The organism is Bradyrhizobium sp. 87 (genome assembly GCF_023073015.1).
GTDB lineage: Bacteria > Pseudomonadota > Alphaproteobacteria > Rhizobiales > Xanthobacteraceae > Bradyrhizobium > Bradyrhizobium canariense_D.
The window spans coordinates 36,814-55,756 of sequence record NZ_JADPIQ010000090.1 but is presented as its reverse complement, the minus strand read 5'-3'; the positions used below and the strand labels follow the sequence as shown (position 1 = coordinate 55,756).

Genomic DNA, 18,943 nt, shown 5'->3' with positions numbered 1-18,943 from the left:
ATGACCGGGCTTGTCCCGGGCATGACGGCCGCGAGGGGCGCTTCTCAGTACTTCGCGATGATCGGGCCGCCGAACCTGTAGTTGATGCGGGCCGTGATCAAGTCGACGTCCTGGCCAATGCGGTCGGTACGTGAGAACGTGCCGACGGGTGCCAGCACGCCGTTTGCCGTGAGGGTAACGTCGCGCCGGCCCATGAACAGATGGTCGTATTCGAGGCCGACCGACCAGTTCGGCGCAAAGCCGTATTCGATGCCGACGCCGACCGTGCCGCCCCAGCGGGTGTCGTCGGCACCGTCGAACTCGGCTCCGGCCAGACCGCCGGTTCCGATGCCGCGGTAGCGATTGCGGGTGACGGCGGCGCCGCCCTTTGCGTAAAGCAGTGCGCTGTTCCAGGCGTAGCCGATCTGGCCGGTGAACAGGCCGAAAGCATCGACACGGGTGCGGTTCGCGACGCCGAGCACGGTGCTGGCGTTCCGGCCGGAGAGGTCCGCCCAGTCGCCCTGCGCTTCGAGGCCGAATACGAAGGCGCTGCTCTGCCAGCGATAACCGATCTGGCCGCCGGCGACGCCGCCCGTCGCGTCATGGCAGCCTTCCGCAACGCCGGCCGCGAAACCAACCGTCTGGTCCCAGCAATTGCGTGACGAGCCATAGCCGCCGTTGGCGCCGATGTAGAAGCCGCTCCAATCATAGATCGCGGCGATCATCGGCGGCGCCTTGGTGTAAGGACGGGCGGCGAGATCTGCGGCGTTAGCCTGGGTCGCGACGGCGGCGAGCGAGAGGCCGGCGAGCGCGGATGCAATCTTCCAATTCATGTCTGCCCCGAATCAATCAATTGCGATGGGCGAATATACCTCTGGATGTGCGATCCATCGCGTCAGCCCAAGAGGGCATTGCTGCTTTTTTACGCACTGTCGTCATTCGGCAACACCGGCAGCCGCGATAGGCCTTTGAGATTTCACCCGTTCGTTGCGGGCGCCAACCCATCCGGGGCCGATCAGAGTACCTTGAAGATCGCTAGCGCCAGCACGGCTTGGGCGAGAAAGCCGACGGTGAAGGCGAGGGTGCGGAAGACGGGAATACCCATCGCATAGACGATCAGATGCGCAACGCGCGACCAGAAATAGACGGCGCAGGCAAGCACCGTCCACTTCGAGGAGTAGTCGATCGCGTTCAGGATCAGCACCAGCGGCGCGAACAGCACGAGGTTCTCGACGGCGTTGTCATGCGCGAACATCAGGCGGTTCGCCCATTCCGACTGCGGCTTGTCGGTGCGCGAGGGATTGGCCATCGCGCCACCAAGACCGCGAATCTGGCAGCGGTTGATGGTGTAGGGAATCCAGAGGATTCCGGTCAGGACCACCGTCAGTGTCAGCCAGAACAATTCACGCGTCATAACCCGGTCCCCTCATCAATTTCTGCTGCAGGCATGGAGCTTATACGAAAGCGCGGAAGATTCTGCTATGCGCGAACCCTGACATAGCTGCCGGGCGCGTCCTCGATCGGGGGAAACGCCTCGCTGCCGACCGTGCGGGCCCGGACTTCCTCGGGATCGAGTGCGCCCAGCCATTGCCGCCAGTCCGGCCACCACGAGCCCTTGTGCTCGACCGCGCCCTTCATCCACTCGGCGACGTTGGCGGACTTCACGTTGTCGTTGGTCCAGTACTGGTATTTGTTCGAGGCGGGCGGATTGACCACGCCGGCGATGTGGCCCGAGCCGGACAGCACGTATTTCACCGGGCCGCCGAAGAACTGGGAGCCGTACAGCACCGATTCAGCCGGCGCGATATGGTCCTCGCGGGTTGCGAGATTGTAGATCGGCACCATGACCTTGGAGAGATCGAGCAAGGTGTTGTCCAGCACCAACGTGCCGGTCGAGAGCCGGTTCTCAAGGTAGCAATTGCGCAGGTAGTACGAATGGTTCGACGCGGTCATGCGGGTCGCGTCCGAATTCCAGTGCAGCAGGTCGAACGCGCTCGGCTGCTGGCCTTTGAGGTAATTGCTGACGACATAGGACCAGATCAAATCGTTGGAGCGCAGCATGTTGAAGGCCATCGCCATCTTCGAGCCTTCGAGCACGCCCGCCGCCTTCATGTCCTGCTCGAGGGATGCGATCTGCTCCTCGTCGACGAACACGAGCAAATCACCGGCATGGGTGAAGTCGACCTGTGCCGCGAAGAACGTCGCGGACGCCACGCGCTGGCGGCGCTTCTCGGCGAGCCAGGCCAGCGTGGTCGCGAGCATGGTGCCGCCGACGCAATAGCCCGCGGTGTGCACCTTCATCTCGCCGGTGACCTTCTCGATCACGTCCATCGCCGTGAGCGGGCCTTCCTTCATATAGTCTTCCCAGCTCTTGGCTCCGAGGCGTTTGTCGGGATTGACCCATGAGATCACGAACACGGTGATGCCCTGATCGACGCACCATTTGATGTAGGATTTCTCCGGCTTGAGATCGAGGATGTAGAATTTGTTGATCCAGGGCGGGATGATCAGGAGCGGCGTGCGCAGCACCTTCTCCGTCGCCGGCGCATACTGGATCAGCTGCATCATCTCGTTCTGGTAGATCACCTTGCCCGGCGTCGTCGCCATGTTCACGCCGACGACGAGATTGTCCGGATCGGACTGACGGATCTTCAGCGTGCCCTTGCCGGCGGCGATGTCCTCGGCCAGCATCTTCAGGCCGCGCGCGAGATTTTCGCCGCTGCTGGCCACCGTCGCGCGCAGCACTTCCGGATTGGTCAGCACGAAGTTGGAGGGCGATATCGCGTTGGTGACCTGCTGGACGTAGAACTCGGCCTTGCGGCGGGTCTGCGGATCGAGGCCCTCGGCTTCGCGCACAAGCTCCTGCGCAAATTTGGTCGTGAGCAGATAGAGCTGCATCATGAAATCGAAGAACTGGTTCGACTTCCATTCCGGATCGGCAAAGCGCTTGTCGCGCGGCGAGGGTGCGATCGCGGGCGGTGCGTCCTGACCGGCCATGCGGCGCGCCGCCGAGCCCCAGAGGTCAAGATAGTCCTTGGCGAGCTTGGTCTGGAGTGCGGAGGCCCGCGACGTATCCGACAGCCAGTATTCGGCGACGGCGGTGAAGGTCTTGATGACCTCGGTAAGCTCCGCCGGCGGACGATCCTGCACCTCGCCGCTCTCGCGCGGCTTCAGGTACGCGGCAAGCGCCTTGCCGCCGCTTTCCATCGCCCGCGCGACATTCATCGCGAAGGCTTCCGCATCGAACTTCGTCTCGGGGTTGGGCGTATCGGTGGTGGCCATACTCATGAGGAGAACAGTAACGATTCATTCCGTATTCGTCACCGCGAAGCTCGCATGTTTGGCGTTAAACACTCTCGAAGATGTGTTGCAGTGCGACAAATTTTCTTGGTTCCGTCACAATCGAGCCGCACCGCTCGGCTTGATGGACTGGGGCTATTTTCTCGCTCGCACCATTTGGGCAGCAATGGTTTGAGCTTGGGCGCGGACTTGGGTAAGGTTGCCCGGGGCCGTGCTTTGGGACGAAGTGGGGATTTCCCTAGTGTTGGCGTTGAGGGACCTGCAAAAGTCGCGGCGGATCTGTGGCGCGCTGCTGATGGCGACGCTCGCCCTGGGCGGCTGCTCGAGCCAGCTCGCGGATATGACGCCTTCCGATGCTCAAGCGCATCCCAGAGAGGCCGGTAGCTATCTGCCGGTGCACGATCTGCCGCCGGATCGCGATCAGGCCGTCATGCCGCCGGACCAACGCGCCAAGATCGAGGCCGAGCTTGCTGCCGCCCGCGACCGTCAGGCGGTTGCCACCAAGGACGCGAAATAGGGCGCCGCAAGGTAATCGCTGGCGCCTCCGCCTCGCCGTGCTAAAAGACCTTAGTTCAGCCGAGAGTCAGGGCGAACGACTTCAGTCAATATCGTCGATGATTGCTCTAAGTATTTGATCTTGAGTAATTTTCGCGAGAGATGCGGGCGCCTTCCGCCTGGTCTTTATGGCCTGTCGATTCTGTCCTGACCGGTTGCCCGGAGCCGAGAGAGCCATGGAAGAATTTTACCGCATCCGCCGCCTTCCGCCCTACGTGTTCGAACAGGTCAACCGGGCCAAGGCAGCTGCGCGGAACGCCGGCGCCGACATCATCGACCTCGGCATGGGCAATCCGGACCTGCCGGCGCCAGCGCACGTGCTGGAGAAGCTGAAGGAGACGCTGGGCAAGCCGCGCACCGACCGCTACTCGGCCTCCCGCGGCATCCCCGGGCTGCGCCGGGCCCAGGCCGGCTACTACGCCCGCCGCTTCGGCGTGAAGCTCAACCCCGACACCCAGGTGGTGGCGACGCTCGGCTCCAAGGAGGGCTTTGCCAACGTAGCGCAGGCGATCACCGCGCCCGGCGACGTCATCCTTTGTCCCAATCCGAGCTACCCGATTCACGCCTTCGGCTTCTTGATGGCGGGCGGCGTGATCCGTTCGGTGCCCTCGGAGCCGACGCCGCAATTCTTCGAGGCTGTCGAGCGGGCGATCGTGCATTCGATCCCGAAGCCGCTGGCGCTCGTGGTCTGCTATCCTTCGAACCCGACCGCCTATGTCGCGAGCCTCGACTTCTACAAGGACCTGGTCGCGTTCGCGAAGAAGCACGAGATCCTGATCCTGTCGGATCTCGCTTATGCCGAGGTTTATTTCGACGAAAGCAACCCGCCGCCCTCGGTGCTCCAGGTGCCGGGCGCGATGGACGTTGCCGTCGAGTTCACCTCGATGTCGAAGACCTATTCGATGGCTGGCTGGCGCATGGGCTTCGCGGTCGGCAACGAGCGCGTGATTGCGGCACTCGGCCGCGTCAAATCCTATCTCGACTACGGTGCGTTCACGCCGATCCAGGTCGCAGCGACCGCCGCGCTGAACGGACCGGACGATTGCATCAAGGAGATGCGCGACACCTACCGCAAGCGGCGCGACGCGCTGGTGGAATCGTTCGGCCGTGCCGGCTGGGAGATCCCGCCGCCGGAAGCATCGATGTTCGCCTGGGTGCCGCTGCCGGAAGCCTTCCGCAGCGTCGGCAGCATGCAGTTCGCGACCCTGATGGTGGAGAAATCCGGTGTCGCGGTCTCGCCCGGCGTCGGCTTCGGCGAGCATGGCGAAGGATATGTCCGCATCGCCATGGTGGAAAACGAGCAACGGATCAGGCAGGCCGCGCGTGGCGTGCGCCGCTTCCTTGAAAGCGGCATCGAAACGTTGCACAACGTCGTTCCGCTCGCCACTCGGCGTTAAGTTCTCTTCCGCAGGTTTTCCAAGGCATCATGGTTGCACCCCTGAAAGTGGGCATAGCGGGGCTCGGCACCGTGGGCGCCGAAGTTGTCCGTCTGATCGAAACGCAGGCGCGGGTGCTTGCCGGCCGCAGCGGCCGTGGCATCCGTGTCGTCGCCGTCACCGCACGCTCGAAGGCGAAGAAGCGCGGCGTCGATCTGCGCGGCATCGAATGGGTCAAGGATCCGCTTGCCCTCGCCACGCATCCGGGCATCGACTGCTTCGTCGAGCTGATGGGCGGCGCGGGCGATCCCGCGCTGGCGGCGGTCGAGGCCGCGCTCGCCGCCGGCAAGTCCGTCGTTACCGCCAACAAGGCGTTGCTGGCAAAGCACGGCCTCAAGCTGGCAAAGGCCGCCGAAAAGCACGGCGGCGCGCTGAATTTCGAAGCAGCCGTCGGCGCTGCGATCCCTGTCATCAAGACGTTACGCGAAGGTCTTGCCGGAACCGGCATCAACCGGGTCTACGGCATCCTCAACGGCACCTGCAATTACATCCTGACCCGGATGGAGCAGGAGGGCCTGTCCTTCGCCGAATGCCTGAAGGACGCGCAACGGCTCGGCTATGCCGAGGCCGATCCGTCATTCGACGTCGACGGCCACGATACCGCGCAAAAGCTCGCCATTCTCGCCAGCCTCGCTTTCGGCACGAAAGTTGCTCAAAGCGCGGTGTATGTCGAAGGTATCTCCTCCATCGCGCCGGAAGATCTCCGTGCCGCTGACGATCTCGGTTACCGGCTCAAGCTGCTCGGCGTCGCGGTTCGCACCGCCACGGGCATCGAGCAGCGCGTGCATCCGACCATGGTTCCGAAATCCTCCTCGATAGCGCAGGTGATGGGTGTCACCAACGCGGTCACGATCGATGGCGAGGGCATCCCGCCGATCACGCTGGTCGGCCCCGGTGCCGGTGGCGCCGCGACCGCATCCGCCGTCGTCGCCGACATCGCCGACGTTGCGCGCGGCATTCGCGCCAATCCGTTCGGCCGGCCGATTTCGCAGCTGCGCGACACCAAGAAGGCGCCGATGGAGCGCCACGAGGGCGGCTACTACATCCGCCTTCTGGCACGCGATTTCCCGGGCACCGCGGCTGCGATCGCGACCCGGCTCGCCGAGCAGAAGATTTCAATCGAGTCGATCGTGCAGCGCCATCCCAATGGCGGCGCTGCGCCGGCAGACGGCAAGGCGGTCCCGGTGCCTGTCATTCTCATCACCTATGCCACGCATGAGGACGCCGTGCGCCGTGCGCTCGCGGCCGTGCAGAAGGACAAGGTGATCAGCGGACGGCCGCAGGTTATCAGGATCGAGAAGAACTGACACGGTTCGAACGAACTGTGGGTGTTACGAGTTGATGCGGCGGAGATGTCCGTCCAAAACTGTTTCGAAGGAGTGAGCCGATGTCGACCCATATTTCAGTCCCGCCGCAAGCATTGCTCGAGCGCATTCTCACGCTGGAGATCGTGCGTGTGACGGAGCGGGCGGCGGTGTCTTCGGCGCGTCTGCGCGGGCACGGCAACGAGAAGGCGGCCGACCAGGCCGCGGTGGACGCGATGCGGCGCGAGCTCAACAAGCTCCCGATCGAGGGCACCATCGTCATCGGCGAGGGCGAACGCGACGAGGCGCCGATGCTCTTCATCGGCGAGAAGGTCGGCATGAACGCCGGCCCGCAGGTCGACATCGCGGTCGACCCGCTCGAAGGCACCACGCTGTGCGCCAAGAACATGCCGGGCTCGATCGCCACCATGGCGATGGCCGACGGCGGTACTCTGCTGCACGCCCCCGACGTCTACATGCAGAAGCTCGCGATCGGTCCCGGTTACGACAAGGGCGTCGTCGAGCTCGATGCGACACCGGCCGAAAACGTCCGCCGGCTCGCCAAGGCCAAGGGCGTCAAGCCCGACGGCATCACCGTTCTCGTGCTCGACCGGCCACGCCATGCCAGCATCATCGAGAGCGTGCGATCGACTGGCGCCGCCGTGCGCCTGATCACCGACGGCGACGTCGCCGGCGTGATCCACTGCGCCGACCCCGACAATACCGGCGTCGACATGTATCTCGGCACCGGCGGCGCGCCGGAAGGCGTGCTCGCGGCCGTGGCGCTGCGCTGCATCGGCGGCCAGATGCAGTGCCGTCTCATCCTCGACTCCGACGAGAAGCGCGAGCGCGCCGCCAAGATGGGCGTCAGCGATCCCAAGATGATCTATGGCATCGAGGACATGGCGCGCGGCGACTGCCTGTTCGCCGCCACCGGCGTCACCACGGGCTCGCTGCTGTCAGGCGTCAAATTCCGCAAGGACGGCGTGATCGAGACCGAGACGGTGGTGATGCGCTCCGTCACCGGCACCGTGCGCTACATCAAGGCCGAGCACCGCGAGCTGGCGAAATTCCACCTGGACTAGGTCACGACACGCTGCCGTCATTCCGGGCCAGCGCCTCGCGGTGCATCCCGGAATGACCAAGAATAAGTAACATACGGGAAAGCGCCCATGTCCGATCTGTCCGCCGTCAAAGCCCTGGTCTTCGACGTGTTCGGCACCGTCGTCGACTGGCGCACCAGCCTGATCACCGACTTCATGTGGTGGACGAACGGCCGCGGCATCAGCGCCGACTGGACCGCCTTGGTCGACGGCTGGCGCGGCATGTACATGGCTTCGATGGATGACGTGCGCAAACATCCCGAGCGCGGCTACGTCATGCTCGATGATCTGCATCGCCGCTCGCTCGAAAAACTGGTCGCGCAATTTTCGATTCCAGGCCTGACCGAGGCCGATCTCGATCACCTCACCAAGGGGTGGCACCGCTTGCACCCGTGGCCCGACAGCGTCGCCGGCCTGACCCGACTGAAGACGAAATTCGTGATCTCGCCGCTGTCGAACGGCAATGTCGCGCTGCTCACCAACATGGCGAAGTTCGCAGGGCTTCCCTGGGACCTCATCATGTCGGCCGAGCTGTTCGAGCACTACAAGCCCGATCCCGAAACCTATCTCGGCGCCGCGCGCCTGCTCGGCCTCAAGCCGGAGCAGGTGATGATGGTCGCGGCCCACAACGGCGATCTCGCCGCCGCGCAGAAGAACGGGCTGAAGACGGCCTTCGTGGCGCGGCCGACCGAATACGGTCCGCTTCAGAAGGTCGATTTCGAGGCCAACGGCAATTGGGACATCGTCGCCAAGGATTTTGGTGGGATCGCCGACAAGCTCGGGTGCTAGGGCGGCTGACGCTCATCCGAGGCGGACGAGGCCCGGAATGCTGAACATATGGGCCAAGGCTCAGCCTCGCAGGACGTTCCACGGGGCGAAGGCATTGTTGACGCCCTCGAGCGCCGGTCCGAGTTGCGGCATATGCCGCAGCAGCACCGATTTCATTCCGTTGTTGTGGATCCAGTCCAGACCGAAGTTGGTGTAGACTTCCGCGCGGTAGTCATCGGTGAAGAACCGGTCGCTCTTCAGACGCCGCGATGCCATCAGGATGAAAATGCGGAAGGCGGTATCGCTGAAGCCGAAACCCTCCGGCAGGTCCTCGGCCAATAATCCGACCATCAGATCAACGCGATCGACGTTGCCCTTGTAGATCGCGCGCATCTTCCTGGCGGCACCGGGGATGCTGGTGATTTCTTCGAATGTGTTGACCCGCTTCTTGCCGACCAGCTCGCGAAACCGGTTGTAGCGCGGCACGCCGCGCTCGCGATCACGCATGATGTCGATCGCGGCCACGTCGAGCAGCGGCTGGCCGTCTTTCGTGAACCGGCGCAGGAAGTTGGGAAAATTGTGGAGGCGAATGGCGCCGGGATGAGCGGTGCCGAACGAGTACAGCAGGTTGGCGAAGCCGTGAGTCTGCATGAACTTGCGGGAGGCGGGGCCCTGCATTTTGACCAAGTCGCTAGCGGTAATCTCTGTGCTATCGAGCCGCCGTACATCAAGGTTTTCCGGGATCAACGGGTGCAGGCGGTACACGGCGGTGAATTCCTCGGTCATCGCGTAGGGCGCGCTGTGCTGATCCGTCGGAGAGCCGATGATGCCAAAGGCGGCTTCGCTGTTCTTGCCGAGCACGGCGCGCAGCACCCGGCACGGGATCCCCGACCAGTTGGCGTGCATGCTGAAGTCCAGTGCGGGATGGCCGAGGATGCCTGGCGTCCATTCGACGGTGTGGATCTTGGCGATCAGGGCCGCGTTGATCAGGCGCGCATGCTGGAATAGCTCCTCGTCCTTCCAGGTCGGATACCGCGCCTTCAAGCCGTCGCAGATGACATTGTGCTCGCGTGCAAAGAGATTGTGCAGCAGGCTGAGCCCCACCCACCAATTGTCGTTGAAGCCGGTGAGATCGGCGCCGGGATGCACCGGATCGGCTGGAAGCATCCCATCATCGCCGACCGCGATCTTCCCATCTGCCCCGGAACGGATCTGCATCTGCCTTGCGCGGTCGCTGCCGTAGATTTGTCCGGCGTCCCACCAGTGCGAGTTGAGGTTGCGGAACGTGGGGGTCGCGCCGAGCCATGGTTCACGTGGCGTCTCGTCGCAAACGGTCCGACGGATCTTCATGCAGTCGTCGATCCGCTCATCCGCAGGCCATTCGTCGTTTGGCGTCAGCGGAATTTTGAACTCGTTTCCCGACTTAGGGGCCCCATGGCTGAACCAATTATGCGTTTCGAACTGGATCCAGGCGGCGGCCAGCAGATTGAGGCTGGTCGCCGGAATAAATTCGTGGCGCGCCAGCAATTCCTCCGAGATCACGCGCGGACTGGGTTCGAGCAGGTCGTCCAGGCTGTCCGGTACGCATTCTGACAGCGCGAAATTGCGTCCGAACCGGGCGCCAGCCATGCCCATGCGCGGATGGTCGAGGCTGTTGAACGAGCCGTCGGCGGAACGCCACCGGTCATTGCCCGTGTTCCAGCGAGGCGATGTCGTGCCGTAGCCGGTATGGTGCAGATTGCGCTCCCGCAGACGGTCGCGGAACGCCGAGAGATTGGCGGCTCCGAGCAGGGTCGGCAGTTTGTCCCATGTGACAAAGAAGTTGACGGCCCGATAGATAACATCCGGGACCCATTGGAGAAGGTCGCGATGGAAGACAAAACCATCGTTCTCGCGGGACATTGACGCTCCCAAACGCAATTGAGCGAAATGAACTTAACTTGCAACAGGAAGTAATGTTTGCCAACGCCGCCGGAGGCATCACGAATTTGAAGTTCTTTACCGGCCAGTCGGACGGCGGTGATCGTTCGGATGGTCCGGGCGGCGCGTGCGTCGCCCGGACCAGATCCGGCGATTACAAAGTCATCTGCATCGGTTCGGGATAATAGTGGAATCCTTCACCCGCCTTGGCGACATGGCCATAGCCCGGCCAGGCGAAGTGATAGGACATCACGGGCGTCTTGTTCGCAGCAAGCATGGTCAGCAGTTTTACGCGTGACTCGGCCGCCTGCTTCGGGTCGGTGTCGTAGGAGAATTCCATCCGCGGCCGCTCGAGCAGCAGGACGGGATGATGCGACAGGTCACCAAGGAAGGCGAAGGACTTGCCGGCCGACGAGACCATGAAGATGGTGTGGCCGACGGTATGACCGGGCGCTGCGATTGCCTGCACGCCAGGCAGAAATTCCTGGCCGTCCTTGAAGAACACGATGCGGTCGCGGACCGGCAGCAGGTTCTTGCGGGCGTGAACGACGAAATCCTTGGCCGCGCTACCGAGCTTGCCTTCGTCGGTCCAGAAGTCGAAATCGGTCTGCGAGATGTAGATCTGCGCGTTGGGAAACAGCGGCTTGCCGCTGTCGTCCACGATGCCGCCGATGTGGTCGATATGGGCATGCGAGCAAACCACGGCGTCGATGTCGCCGGGCTTGATGCCGGCCTCGGTCATGCTCTTCTGCTGCCGACCGGTGGTGGCGCCGAACATCTTGGATGAGCCCATGCCGGTATCGAACAGGATGAGCTTGTCGCCGGTGTTGACGATCGGCGAGTTCTGCTCGAGCACGACATTGTCCGGCGACAGGAAATTCTCGACGAGCATCTTCTTCACCTCTTCCTTGGAAACACCGGTGAAGGTGCCCGAGGGATCGCCCAGGGGAAGCGGTCCGTCGGACACGACGGTGACTTCGGCGTCGCCGAGAACGAAGCGGTGCCAGTAGGGCGTCTGGGTGCCGAGCTTGGGAGCGCGCGCCAAGGCGCTGCCGCCGAGCATTGCGCTGGCACCAAGGCCAGCCCCGAGGGTCAACAAGGACCGACGTGAGACATCGATTGTCATGCGTTTCCTCCGCTTTTGTCTTTTGTTTTGCGCAATTGCTTGCGCGTTACATTCGGCCCGCGCCGATGGTCGAATGCTGCGCCGGTTCAGGCAGGCGAGCAAGTGGAATTGATTTGGCGATGATCTCGGTTTGTCGAAGTTGGATGCGCAATTCCGGCGCGCGACAAAAGACGTCCGTTGCCGACGAGCCTCGTCAGCACGATCCGTGCCAGTACGGCCAAAAGCAATCAATGATTGTGTCGTGATTGTGTCTGCTGGCCGCCCGATCTGGCGTGACCGCAAGATTCTTTGTACGTCGCGAACCTATGGCTCACGCAATTCTCGGCGTGGGCTCGCTCCCTTCCGTTTCGGCAAAGCCCGCCTGCAAAACCTCTTCGCGCTTGTGGCGCAGATGCGCGCGCAGGATATGGGCGAGGCCGACGCCGTCGCGCCTCTGCAGGGCATTCAGGATGGCGTCATGCTCCTGCAAGGCGACCGCCCAGCGCTCGGCCGTCATCGGCGTGACATAACGCGCGCGCCGGATGCGCGCGGTCACGGACGCATACAACCCCGCGAGCACCGGGTTTCCGGCCGCAGCGACGATGCCTTCGTGAATGGCGCGGTTGCCGCGATAGTACTGGATCAGATCGCGTTCGCGATAATGTCGCACCATGTCAGCGTGCGCGGCGGCGATCGCGGCGATCTCGGCATCGGTGATGCGTTCGCAGGCGAGTTCGCCGGCGAGCGCTTCGAGGCCTTGGCAAACCTCGAACAGGTCGCGCATGTCCTTGTCGGTCAGTTTTGCCGCACGCGAGCCGCGGTGGGGCAGGAGCTGCACGAGACCTTCGGCGGCGAGCACCTTGAGCGCCTCGCGTAGCGGGGTGCGCGATATCTGGAGCCGCTCGCACAGCTCACGCTCGCGAATCCGCGCGCCCGGCGGGATTTCGCCGTCGAGCAGGATGGCCCGGATGCGGCCGACGACTTCCTCATGAAGCATGGGTCTGAAGTCCATTTGAATGCAAAAATGAAGCTACATTCCGATTGAGGCAAGTTCCAGCTTGTAAATCGACAATTTTGCATTCACAAATGGAGAAAAGTAGAAGGACAATGAGGAAATGGACCAGCAGGTGAAGGCGGAAGACCTCGTTTTCGAGCGCCAGGACGGGATCGGGCGGATCACCTTCAACCGCCCGCAGGCGCGCAACGCCTTCACTTTCGCGATGTATGAGCGGCTCGCCGCGATCTGCGAGGAGATCAACGACGATCACGCGATCAAGGTACTGGTGCTGCGCGGGGCCGGCGACAAGGCGTTTGCCGCGGGCACCGACATCAATCAGTTCCGCGATTTCAAGTCGCCGCAGGACGCGATCGACTATGAGAACCGCATCGATCGGGTGCTGACCACGCTCGAGCAGTGCCGCGTGCCGACCATCGCAGCGATCAACGGGTTCTGCACCGGCGGCGGCGCGGGCATTGCCGCGGCATGTGACCTCCGCATCGGCACCCAAAGCGCGAAAATCGGCTTTCCCATTGCCCGCACGCTCGGCAACTGCCTGTCGATGTCCAATGTCAGTCGTCTCACCGCGCTGATCGGCGCCGCCCGCGTCAAGGATCTGATCTTCACGGCGCGGCTCGTCGACGCGACCGAGGCTGCCAGTGTCGGGCTGCTCGGCGAGGTCGTCGAGGATATCGCCGCGCTCGAAAGGCGCGCGGACGAGGTTGCCAAATTGCTCGCCAGCCACGCGCCGCTGACGCTGAATGCGACCAAGCAGGCCGTGGCGCGCCTGCAAAGGCGCCTGACGCCCGACGAGGGCGAAGACCTCATCCTGATGTGCTACACGAGCCAGGATTTTCGCGAAGGGCTCGATGCTTTCCTCACCAAGCGCGCGCCGCAATGGCGCGGCCAATAGGACGCCCCGATGCAAAGCGATCGCTCGCAATCAACCTCCGGCCGTTCGGGGCCGCTTGCCGGCCTCAAGGTCATCGATCTCACCCATGTCATGGCAGGGCCGACCTGCACCTTGATGCTGGCCGATATGGGCGCCGACGTCATCAAGATCGAGAAATCGCCGAACGGTGACGACACCCGCCATTCGGTGCCGCCGAAGATCGGCGACGAGGCGGCCTCCTTCCTGATGATGAACCGCAACAAGCGCGGCATCGTGCTGGATCTGAAGACCGATGGCGGCAAGCAGGTGTTGCGGCGGCTGATCGCGGGCGCCGACGTGCTGGTCGAGAATTTTGCGCCGGGCGCCATGGAGCGCCTCGGCTTCGGCTATGACGACCTGCACAAGCAGCATCCAACGCTGATCTATTGCTCGCTGTCTGGCTTCGGCCGCACCGGACCCTACAAGCATCGCCGCGGCTTCGATCTGGTCGCCCAGGCCATGAGCGGAATCATGAGCTTTACCGGCGAACGTCCCGATGGTCCGCCCGTGAAATGCGGCCCGCCGCTGTCCGACATCACCGCCGGCCTGCTGGCGAGCATGGGCATCCTCGCGGCCTACACGCACCGTCTCAAGACCGGCGAAGGGCAGTGGGTCGAGACCTCGCTCTATGAGGCCGCGCTGGTGCAGACCTACTGGCAGTCGACCATCGCGCTGGCCGCGGGCACCGCGCCGCGGGCCATGGGTTCGGCGCATCCGCTCAACGCGCCATATCAGGCGTTCGAGGCCTCGGACGGCTGGTTGGTGGTCGGCGGCGCCAACAAGAAGCATTGGCTGTTGATGCTGGAGGCGCTCGGCGCAAGCGAGCTCGCAGCCGATCCACGCTTCGTCACCGGCGCCGACCGCATGGCCAATTTGAAGGAACTCGAAGCTGTTCTGAGCGAGCGCTTCCGCACCCGCACGCGCGCGCACTGGCTGGCGGCACTGGACGAGAAGGGCGTGCCGTGCGGCCCCGTGCACGACATGCTGGAGGCGCTCAGCGATCCGCAGACGCTGGCGCGCGAGATGGTTGTCGAGGTCGAGCATTCCACGCTCGGGCCCGTGAAGACGATCGGCTTGCCGGTCAAGTTTTCGGAGACCCCAGGCAAAGTGCGCACGGGCGCGCCGGTCTACGGTGAGCATACAAGCGAGGTGCTGGCCGAGCATGGGTTCGACCGGAAGCAGATCGACGCGCTCGAACAAGAAGGCGCAATCGTGTTGGCATCGGGAAGAGGCGAGGAACGGGTCGCCTGACCGGACGTCGAAAACAACAAGAACAAGAGACAAAAATAAGCTGGAGGACATCATGGGTCAGACATCAAAACTTCTGCTCTCCGCAGCCGTAATTGTGCTCGCCGGCACGACGCCGGCGCTCTCGGCCTGGCAGCCGCAAAAGCCGATCGAGTTCGTGGCGACCGCCGGGCCCGGCGGCGGCACGGACAATCTCGCGCGCGCCGTGCAGAACATCATCACCAAGCACAAGCTGGTGGAGCAGCCGATCGTCGTCGTCAACAAGGGCGGCGGCAGCGGCGCGGAAGGCTATGTCTACGGCAAGGCGTCCGCCGGCGATCCCTACAAGGTGATCTTCGGCACGTCGAATGCCTGGCAGCAGCCGCTCGTCTCCAAGGTCGCTTTCAACTACACCGATCTCACCCCGATCGCGGCGATGGCGCAGGACGAGTTCCTGCTCTGGGTCAAGCAGGACGCGCCCTACAAGACGGCGGGCGATTATCTGAAGGCGGCCGCATCAGGCGAGTTCAAGATGGGCGGCGCGCAGTCAAAGGATACCGACGAGGTGCTGACCCGCATGATCGAGAAGGCCGGCCACATCAAGCTGACCTATATTCCCTTCAAGAGCGGCGCCGAGACGGCCGTGCAACTCGCCGGCGGACACCTGGACTCTCACGTCAACAATCCCAGCGAGAGTCTCGGGCAATGGCGTGGCGCCACCCAGCGACCGCTTTGCGTCTTCAGCCCGAAGCGGCTGCCGCAGGGCGCCAAGGTCACCGCGACCGAAGGCTGGGGTGATGTTCCGACCTGCGTCGAGCAGGGCCTCGACATCAAGCAGTATGAGCAGCCGCGCACAGTGTGGCTCCCCGGCAAGGTCACGCCGGACCAGGCCGCGTTCTATGTTGACCTGATGAAGAAGGTGCAGGCGACGCCGGACTGGAAGGACTACATCGAGAAAACCTCCCAGGTCGACACGTTCCTGACCGGTGCCGAGTTCGACAAGTTCATCAAGGAGGATCTCGAGCGCGTCAGGCTGGTTGCGAGCGAGCAGGGTTGGTTGGTCAAGTGAGGCGGCGCACGCCTCAAACCCCTCCGCCGGAACGACAGCGAACGCTGGGAAAACACGTGCGCCATAATCGGACACTGTACGTGGCCTGACCGGAGCCCTCGATGATATCGCGCCGCGCTCTCGAACTTGCGACAGCCGTTCTCACCGGAAGCTTCGGTGTGGCGGTCGTCATTTCCAGCCTCGATAACGGCATCGGCTGGTCGAGCGCGGGCGTGGACGCCGGGACGTTTCCGTTCCTGACCGGGATCATCATCGTGCTCGGGAGCCTCTACAACCTGTTTCGAGGTGTCATGCCGGCCGCGACGCTCGCCAGCGTCCCAATTGCCATCACATCGATCGAGCTGCGCCGGCTTGCCGGCCTGTTCGTGCCGGCCGCGATTTTCGTGGCTGCGATCCCGTTGGCCGGGATGTACGTCGCCTCGGCCCTGTACATCTTCGCGGTGCTGGCGATCCCCCGACAACAATCCGTGCCGCGCGCGCTTGGCATGGCGGCGGCGACAGCGCTTGCGCTCTACGTCGTGTTCGAGCGCATGTTCCAGGTGAGCTTGCCGCACGGCGCGCTCGCCGCGGCGTTCGGCTTCTGAGGGAGAGGCCGATGGACAATCTCGGAGAACTCCTTCACGGCTTCAGCATCGCGATCACGCTGCCGCATCTGGCGCTGATGGTGATCGGCGTGCTGCTCGGCATTCTCGTCGGCGTGCTGCCTGGGCTGGGTGCTCCGAACGGGGTGTCGCTGCTGCTGCCGCTGACCTTCGGCATGCAGCCGGTCTCTGCCATCATCCTGCTCTCCAGCATGTATTGGGGCGCGTTGTTCGGGGGATCCGTGACCTCGATCCTGTTCAACATCCCGGGCGAGCCGTCGTCTGTCGCCACCACCTTCGACGGCTACCCGATGGCGCGCGATGGACGGCCGACGACGGCGCTCGCCACCGCCTTCGGCTCGGCGGCATTCGGCGCGCTGATCGGCGTCATCCTGATCACCTTCCTCGCATCATGGGTGGCGCAAGTCGCACTCGCCTTCGGGCCGGCGGAATATTTTGCGGTCTATTTTCTTGCCTTCGCCAGCTTCGTCGGCATGGGCGGGGCTGCTCCGATCAAGACTGTCGTCGCGCTGGCGATCGGCTTTGCCATCGCCGCCATCGGCATCGACACCGTCTCCGGCAGCGTGCGCCTCACCATGGGCGTCGACGAGCTGGTCAAGGGCGTCAACTTCGTCGTCGCGGTGATGGGCCTGTTCGGCATAGGCGAGCTGCTCGTGGCCGTCGAAGAGGAGTTTCATGCCCGCGCGGTCTCGTCGAAGATAGAGTGGCGCGAGGTGTTTCGCGCGATCGGTCGCCTGCCGCGGCATAGCGTTGCGCTGTTGCGCAGCGCGGCGATCGGATGCTGGATGGGGATCACGCCCGGTGGCCCGACTGCGGCGTCGTTCATGAGCTACGGCATCGCCCGGCGCTTCTCGCGCCGTGGCCGATATTTCGGCACCGGGGAGCTTGAAGGCATCATCTCGCCGGAGACGGCCGATCATGCGGCTGGCACTAGCGCGCTTCTGCCCATGCTCTCGCTCGGCATTCCCGGCTCGGCCACTGCGGCCGTCATGATGGGCGGGCTGATGATCTGGGGCCTCAATCCCGGGCCGATGCTGTTCGTCGACCAGAAGGACTTTGTCTGGGGCCTGATTGCCTCGATGTATGTCGGCAACATCGTCGCCGTCGCACTCGTGCTGCTGACCGTTCCGGTCTTCGCGGCCCTGATGCGGATTCCCTTCGTGATCATCGCGCCGCTGATCGTGATCATCTGCGTCGTCGGCGCCTATTCGGTATCGAACTCCTATCTCGATGTCGTCATGATGCTCGGCTTCGGCATCGTCGGCTATCTCTTCAAGAAGCTGTTCTATCCGCTGGCGCCGCTCGTGCTCGCGATCGTCATCGGGGATAAGGCCGAGGACGCGTTCCGGCAGTCGATGCTGATGTCCAAGGGATCGCTCGGGATCTTCTTCGCCAACAAGCTGGTGACATGCCTGATCGTGGCCGGCATCGCACTTTTGCTGCTTCCGCTCGTGCTGCAGCTTGCGCGCCTGCTGCGCAAGCCTGCGCCGTCCACCGACGAGACGACAGCCCAAGAGAGAACGCAAGAGAGAGCTCAAGAGACCGCTCGGGAGAAAGTGATCATATGACCGCAAAGCCGCTCATCGCATTGGCAATGGGAGATCCCGCCGGCATCAGCCCGGAATTGACCGCAAAGCTCGTGGTGCAGGACGATATCCGCGCCAGCAGCCAGATTGTCGTGATCGGCGACCGCCGCATCTTCGACGCGGGCGCGCGCGTTGCCGGCGTCGAGCCGGAGCTGACAACAGTGGAGCAGGGAGCCGATCTGCGCGCGGCGGAGGGCGAGACTCTGTTCGTCGATCTCGGCCATCCCGATCCCGGCGACATCCAGCAGGGGATCGCGAGCCTTGCCGGCGGCAGGTTCGCGCTTGCCAACTACAAGCATGCGCTCGAGCTCGGCCGCGACGGCCGGGTCGATGCCGTCTGCTTTACGCCGTTCAACAAGCAGGCGATGCGGCTGGCCCGCGCAGAGTATGACGACGAGATCGCATTCTCCGCCGAAGTGGTCGGACTCAAAACCCCCGCAAGCGAGTTCAATGTGCTGGACCGGCTGTGGAACGCCCGCGTGACGTCCCACATCCCGCTCAAGGACGTCGCCGCGCGACTGTCCGGCGAACGCATCCATCGCGCGCTGAAGCTGACCGATGCCTGCATGCGCAACGCCGGCTTTGCGCGGCCGCGCATCGCGGTGGCCGGGCTCAATCCGCACGCCGGTGACGGCGGCAATTTCGGCCGCGAGGAGATCGACATCATTGCGCCCGTGGTCGCCGCCGGCCGGCGCGATGGTATTGCCGCGGAAGGGCCGTTTCCCGCTGACACCGTATTCCTGCGCGCCAAGGGCGGCGCCTTCGATGCGGTGCTGACGATGTATCACGACCAGGGCCAGATCGCGATGAAGCTGATGGGTTTTGATCGTGGCGTGACTTTGCTTGGCGGCTTCCCGTTCCCGATCTGCACGCCCGCGCACGGCACCGCGTACGACATTGCCGGGCAGGGCATTGCATCAATCGGGGCCAGCCGCGCCGCGCTGCTGCTAGCCGGAGAGATGGCGGCTCGTCGCGTCGCCTGATTTCTCCGAGGGCGCCTGCTTGTGCCCGCGGTGGCCGTGCGCAGCTTCGGGCCTCCGGGAAAAAGTGGAAACTTCCGC

At 63.8% G+C, this 18,943-nt stretch carries 17 protein-coding genes; 11 read left to right on the top strand and 6 right to left on the bottom strand.

Translation table 11 applies throughout. The features are described 5' to 3' along the window. Positions 1–44: 44 nt before the first annotated feature. The 3 genes from IVB50_RS22875 to phaC form a co-directional block, all read right to left on the bottom strand. On the bottom strand, positions 45–812 hold the full coding sequence (locus tag IVB50_RS22875; RefSeq protein ID WP_247297400.1) for an outer membrane beta-barrel protein: 768 nt from the start codon (positions 810–812) through the stop codon (positions 45–47). A 182-nt stretch (positions 813–994) separates the two neighbouring features. Further along, on the bottom strand, positions 995–1,393 hold the full coding sequence (locus tag IVB50_RS22870) for an MAPEG family protein (RefSeq protein WP_018454432.1): 399 nt from the start codon (positions 1,391–1,393) through the stop codon (positions 995–997). Between the two features lie 65 nt (positions 1,394–1,458). Beyond that, a complete protein-coding gene (gene phaC / locus IVB50_RS22865; RefSeq protein ID WP_247297667.1) occupies positions 1,459–3,261 on the bottom strand; it encodes a class I poly(R)-hydroxyalkanoic acid synthase in 1,803 nt (600 codons plus the stop codon). Between the two features lie 259 nt (positions 3,262–3,520). On the opposite strand from phaC, the gene IVB50_RS22860 reads away from it, so the two are divergent. The 5 genes from IVB50_RS22860 to IVB50_RS22840 all read left to right on the top strand — a co-directional run bounded on the left by IVB50_RS22860 (position 3,521) and on the right by IVB50_RS22840 (position 8,466). Continuing rightward, the gene (locus tag IVB50_RS22860; protein WP_027517741.1) at positions 3,521–3,796 is read left to right on the top strand and encodes a hypothetical protein; all 276 of its coding nucleotides are present in this window, start codon (positions 3,521–3,523) and stop codon (positions 3,794–3,796) included. Between the two features lie 214 nt (positions 3,797–4,010). Then, complete coding sequence (locus IVB50_RS22855; protein WP_018454429.1) at positions 4,011–5,231, top strand: LL-diaminopimelate aminotransferase; 1,221 nt, start codon at positions 4,011–4,013, stop codon at positions 5,229–5,231. A 29-nt stretch (positions 5,232–5,260) separates the two neighbouring features. Beyond that, positions 5,261–6,577 carry a homoserine dehydrogenase gene (locus IVB50_RS22850; protein ID WP_085353485.1) on the top strand — a complete coding sequence of 439 codons (1,317 nt, stop codon included), beginning with the start codon at positions 5,261–5,263 and terminating at the stop codon, positions 6,575–6,577. Positions 6,578–6,657: 80 nt separating this feature from the next. Further along, positions 6,658–7,659, top strand: a complete 1,002-nt coding sequence (gene glpX, locus IVB50_RS22845; RefSeq protein WP_018454427.1) for a class II fructose-bisphosphatase — start codon at positions 6,658–6,660, stop codon at positions 7,657–7,659. Positions 7,660–7,746: 87 nt separating this feature from the next. After that, on the top strand, positions 7,747–8,466 hold the full coding sequence (locus IVB50_RS22840) for a haloacid dehalogenase type II (RefSeq protein ID WP_247297399.1): 720 nt from the start codon (positions 7,747–7,749) through the stop codon (positions 8,464–8,466). Between the two features lie 60 nt (positions 8,467–8,526). Here the strand turns inward: IVB50_RS22840 and IVB50_RS22835 are convergent, their stop codons facing one another. The 3 genes from IVB50_RS22835 to IVB50_RS22825 all read right to left on the bottom strand — a co-directional run bounded on the left by IVB50_RS22835 (position 8,527) and on the right by IVB50_RS22825 (position 12,467). Beyond that, entirely contained in the window at positions 8,527–10,347 is a 1,821-nt protein-coding gene (locus IVB50_RS22835; RefSeq protein WP_247297396.1) for a peroxidase family protein, read from the bottom strand. A gap of 172 nt (positions 10,348–10,519) precedes the next feature. Next, positions 10,520–11,491 carry an MBL fold metallo-hydrolase gene (locus IVB50_RS22830; protein WP_247297395.1) on the bottom strand — a complete coding sequence of 324 codons (972 nt, stop codon included), beginning with the start codon at positions 11,489–11,491 and terminating at the stop codon, positions 10,520–10,522. A 310-nt stretch (positions 11,492–11,801) separates the two neighbouring features. Further along, positions 11,802–12,467: a GntR family transcriptional regulator gene (locus IVB50_RS22825; protein ID WP_247297393.1), complete on the bottom strand. Its 666-nt coding sequence runs from the start codon at positions 12,465–12,467 to the stop codon at positions 11,802–11,804. A 118-nt stretch (positions 12,468–12,585) separates the two neighbouring features. Between IVB50_RS22825 and IVB50_RS22820 the strand changes: the two genes are divergently transcribed. The 6 genes from IVB50_RS22820 (at position 12,586) to IVB50_RS22795 (ending at position 18,865) form a co-directional block, all read left to right on the top strand. After that, positions 12,586–13,380, top strand: coding sequence for an enoyl-CoA hydratase/isomerase family protein (locus IVB50_RS22820; RefSeq protein WP_018454422.1), 795 nt, complete (start codon positions 12,586–12,588; stop codon positions 13,378–13,380). A 9-nt stretch (positions 13,381–13,389) separates the two neighbouring features. After that, positions 13,390–14,649, top strand: coding sequence for a CoA transferase (locus IVB50_RS22815; protein WP_204511108.1), 1,260 nt, complete (start codon positions 13,390–13,392; stop codon positions 14,647–14,649). A 52-nt stretch (positions 14,650–14,701) separates the two neighbouring features. Next, positions 14,702–15,694 carry a tripartite tricarboxylate transporter substrate-binding protein gene (locus tag IVB50_RS22810; RefSeq protein WP_026232729.1) on the top strand — a complete coding sequence of 331 codons (993 nt, stop codon included), beginning with the start codon at positions 14,702–14,704 and terminating at the stop codon, positions 15,692–15,694. A gap of 101 nt (positions 15,695–15,795) precedes the next feature. Continuing rightward, the gene (locus tag IVB50_RS22805) at positions 15,796–16,278 is read left to right on the top strand and encodes a tripartite tricarboxylate transporter TctB family protein (RefSeq protein ID WP_204511110.1); all 483 of its coding nucleotides are present in this window, start codon (positions 15,796–15,798) and stop codon (positions 16,276–16,278) included. An 11-nt stretch (positions 16,279–16,289) separates the two neighbouring features. Then, the gene (locus tag IVB50_RS22800; RefSeq protein WP_204511111.1) at positions 16,290–17,864 is read left to right on the top strand and encodes a tripartite tricarboxylate transporter permease; all 1,575 of its coding nucleotides are present in this window, start codon (positions 16,290–16,292) and stop codon (positions 17,862–17,864) included. After that, positions 17,861–18,865, top strand: a complete 1,005-nt coding sequence (locus tag IVB50_RS22795) for a 4-hydroxythreonine-4-phosphate dehydrogenase PdxA (protein WP_085385275.1) — start codon at positions 17,861–17,863, stop codon at positions 18,863–18,865. Before IVB50_RS22800 ends, IVB50_RS22795 begins: the two co-directional genes overlap by 4 nt. The last annotated feature ends 78 nt before the right edge of the window (positions 18,866–18,943 follow it).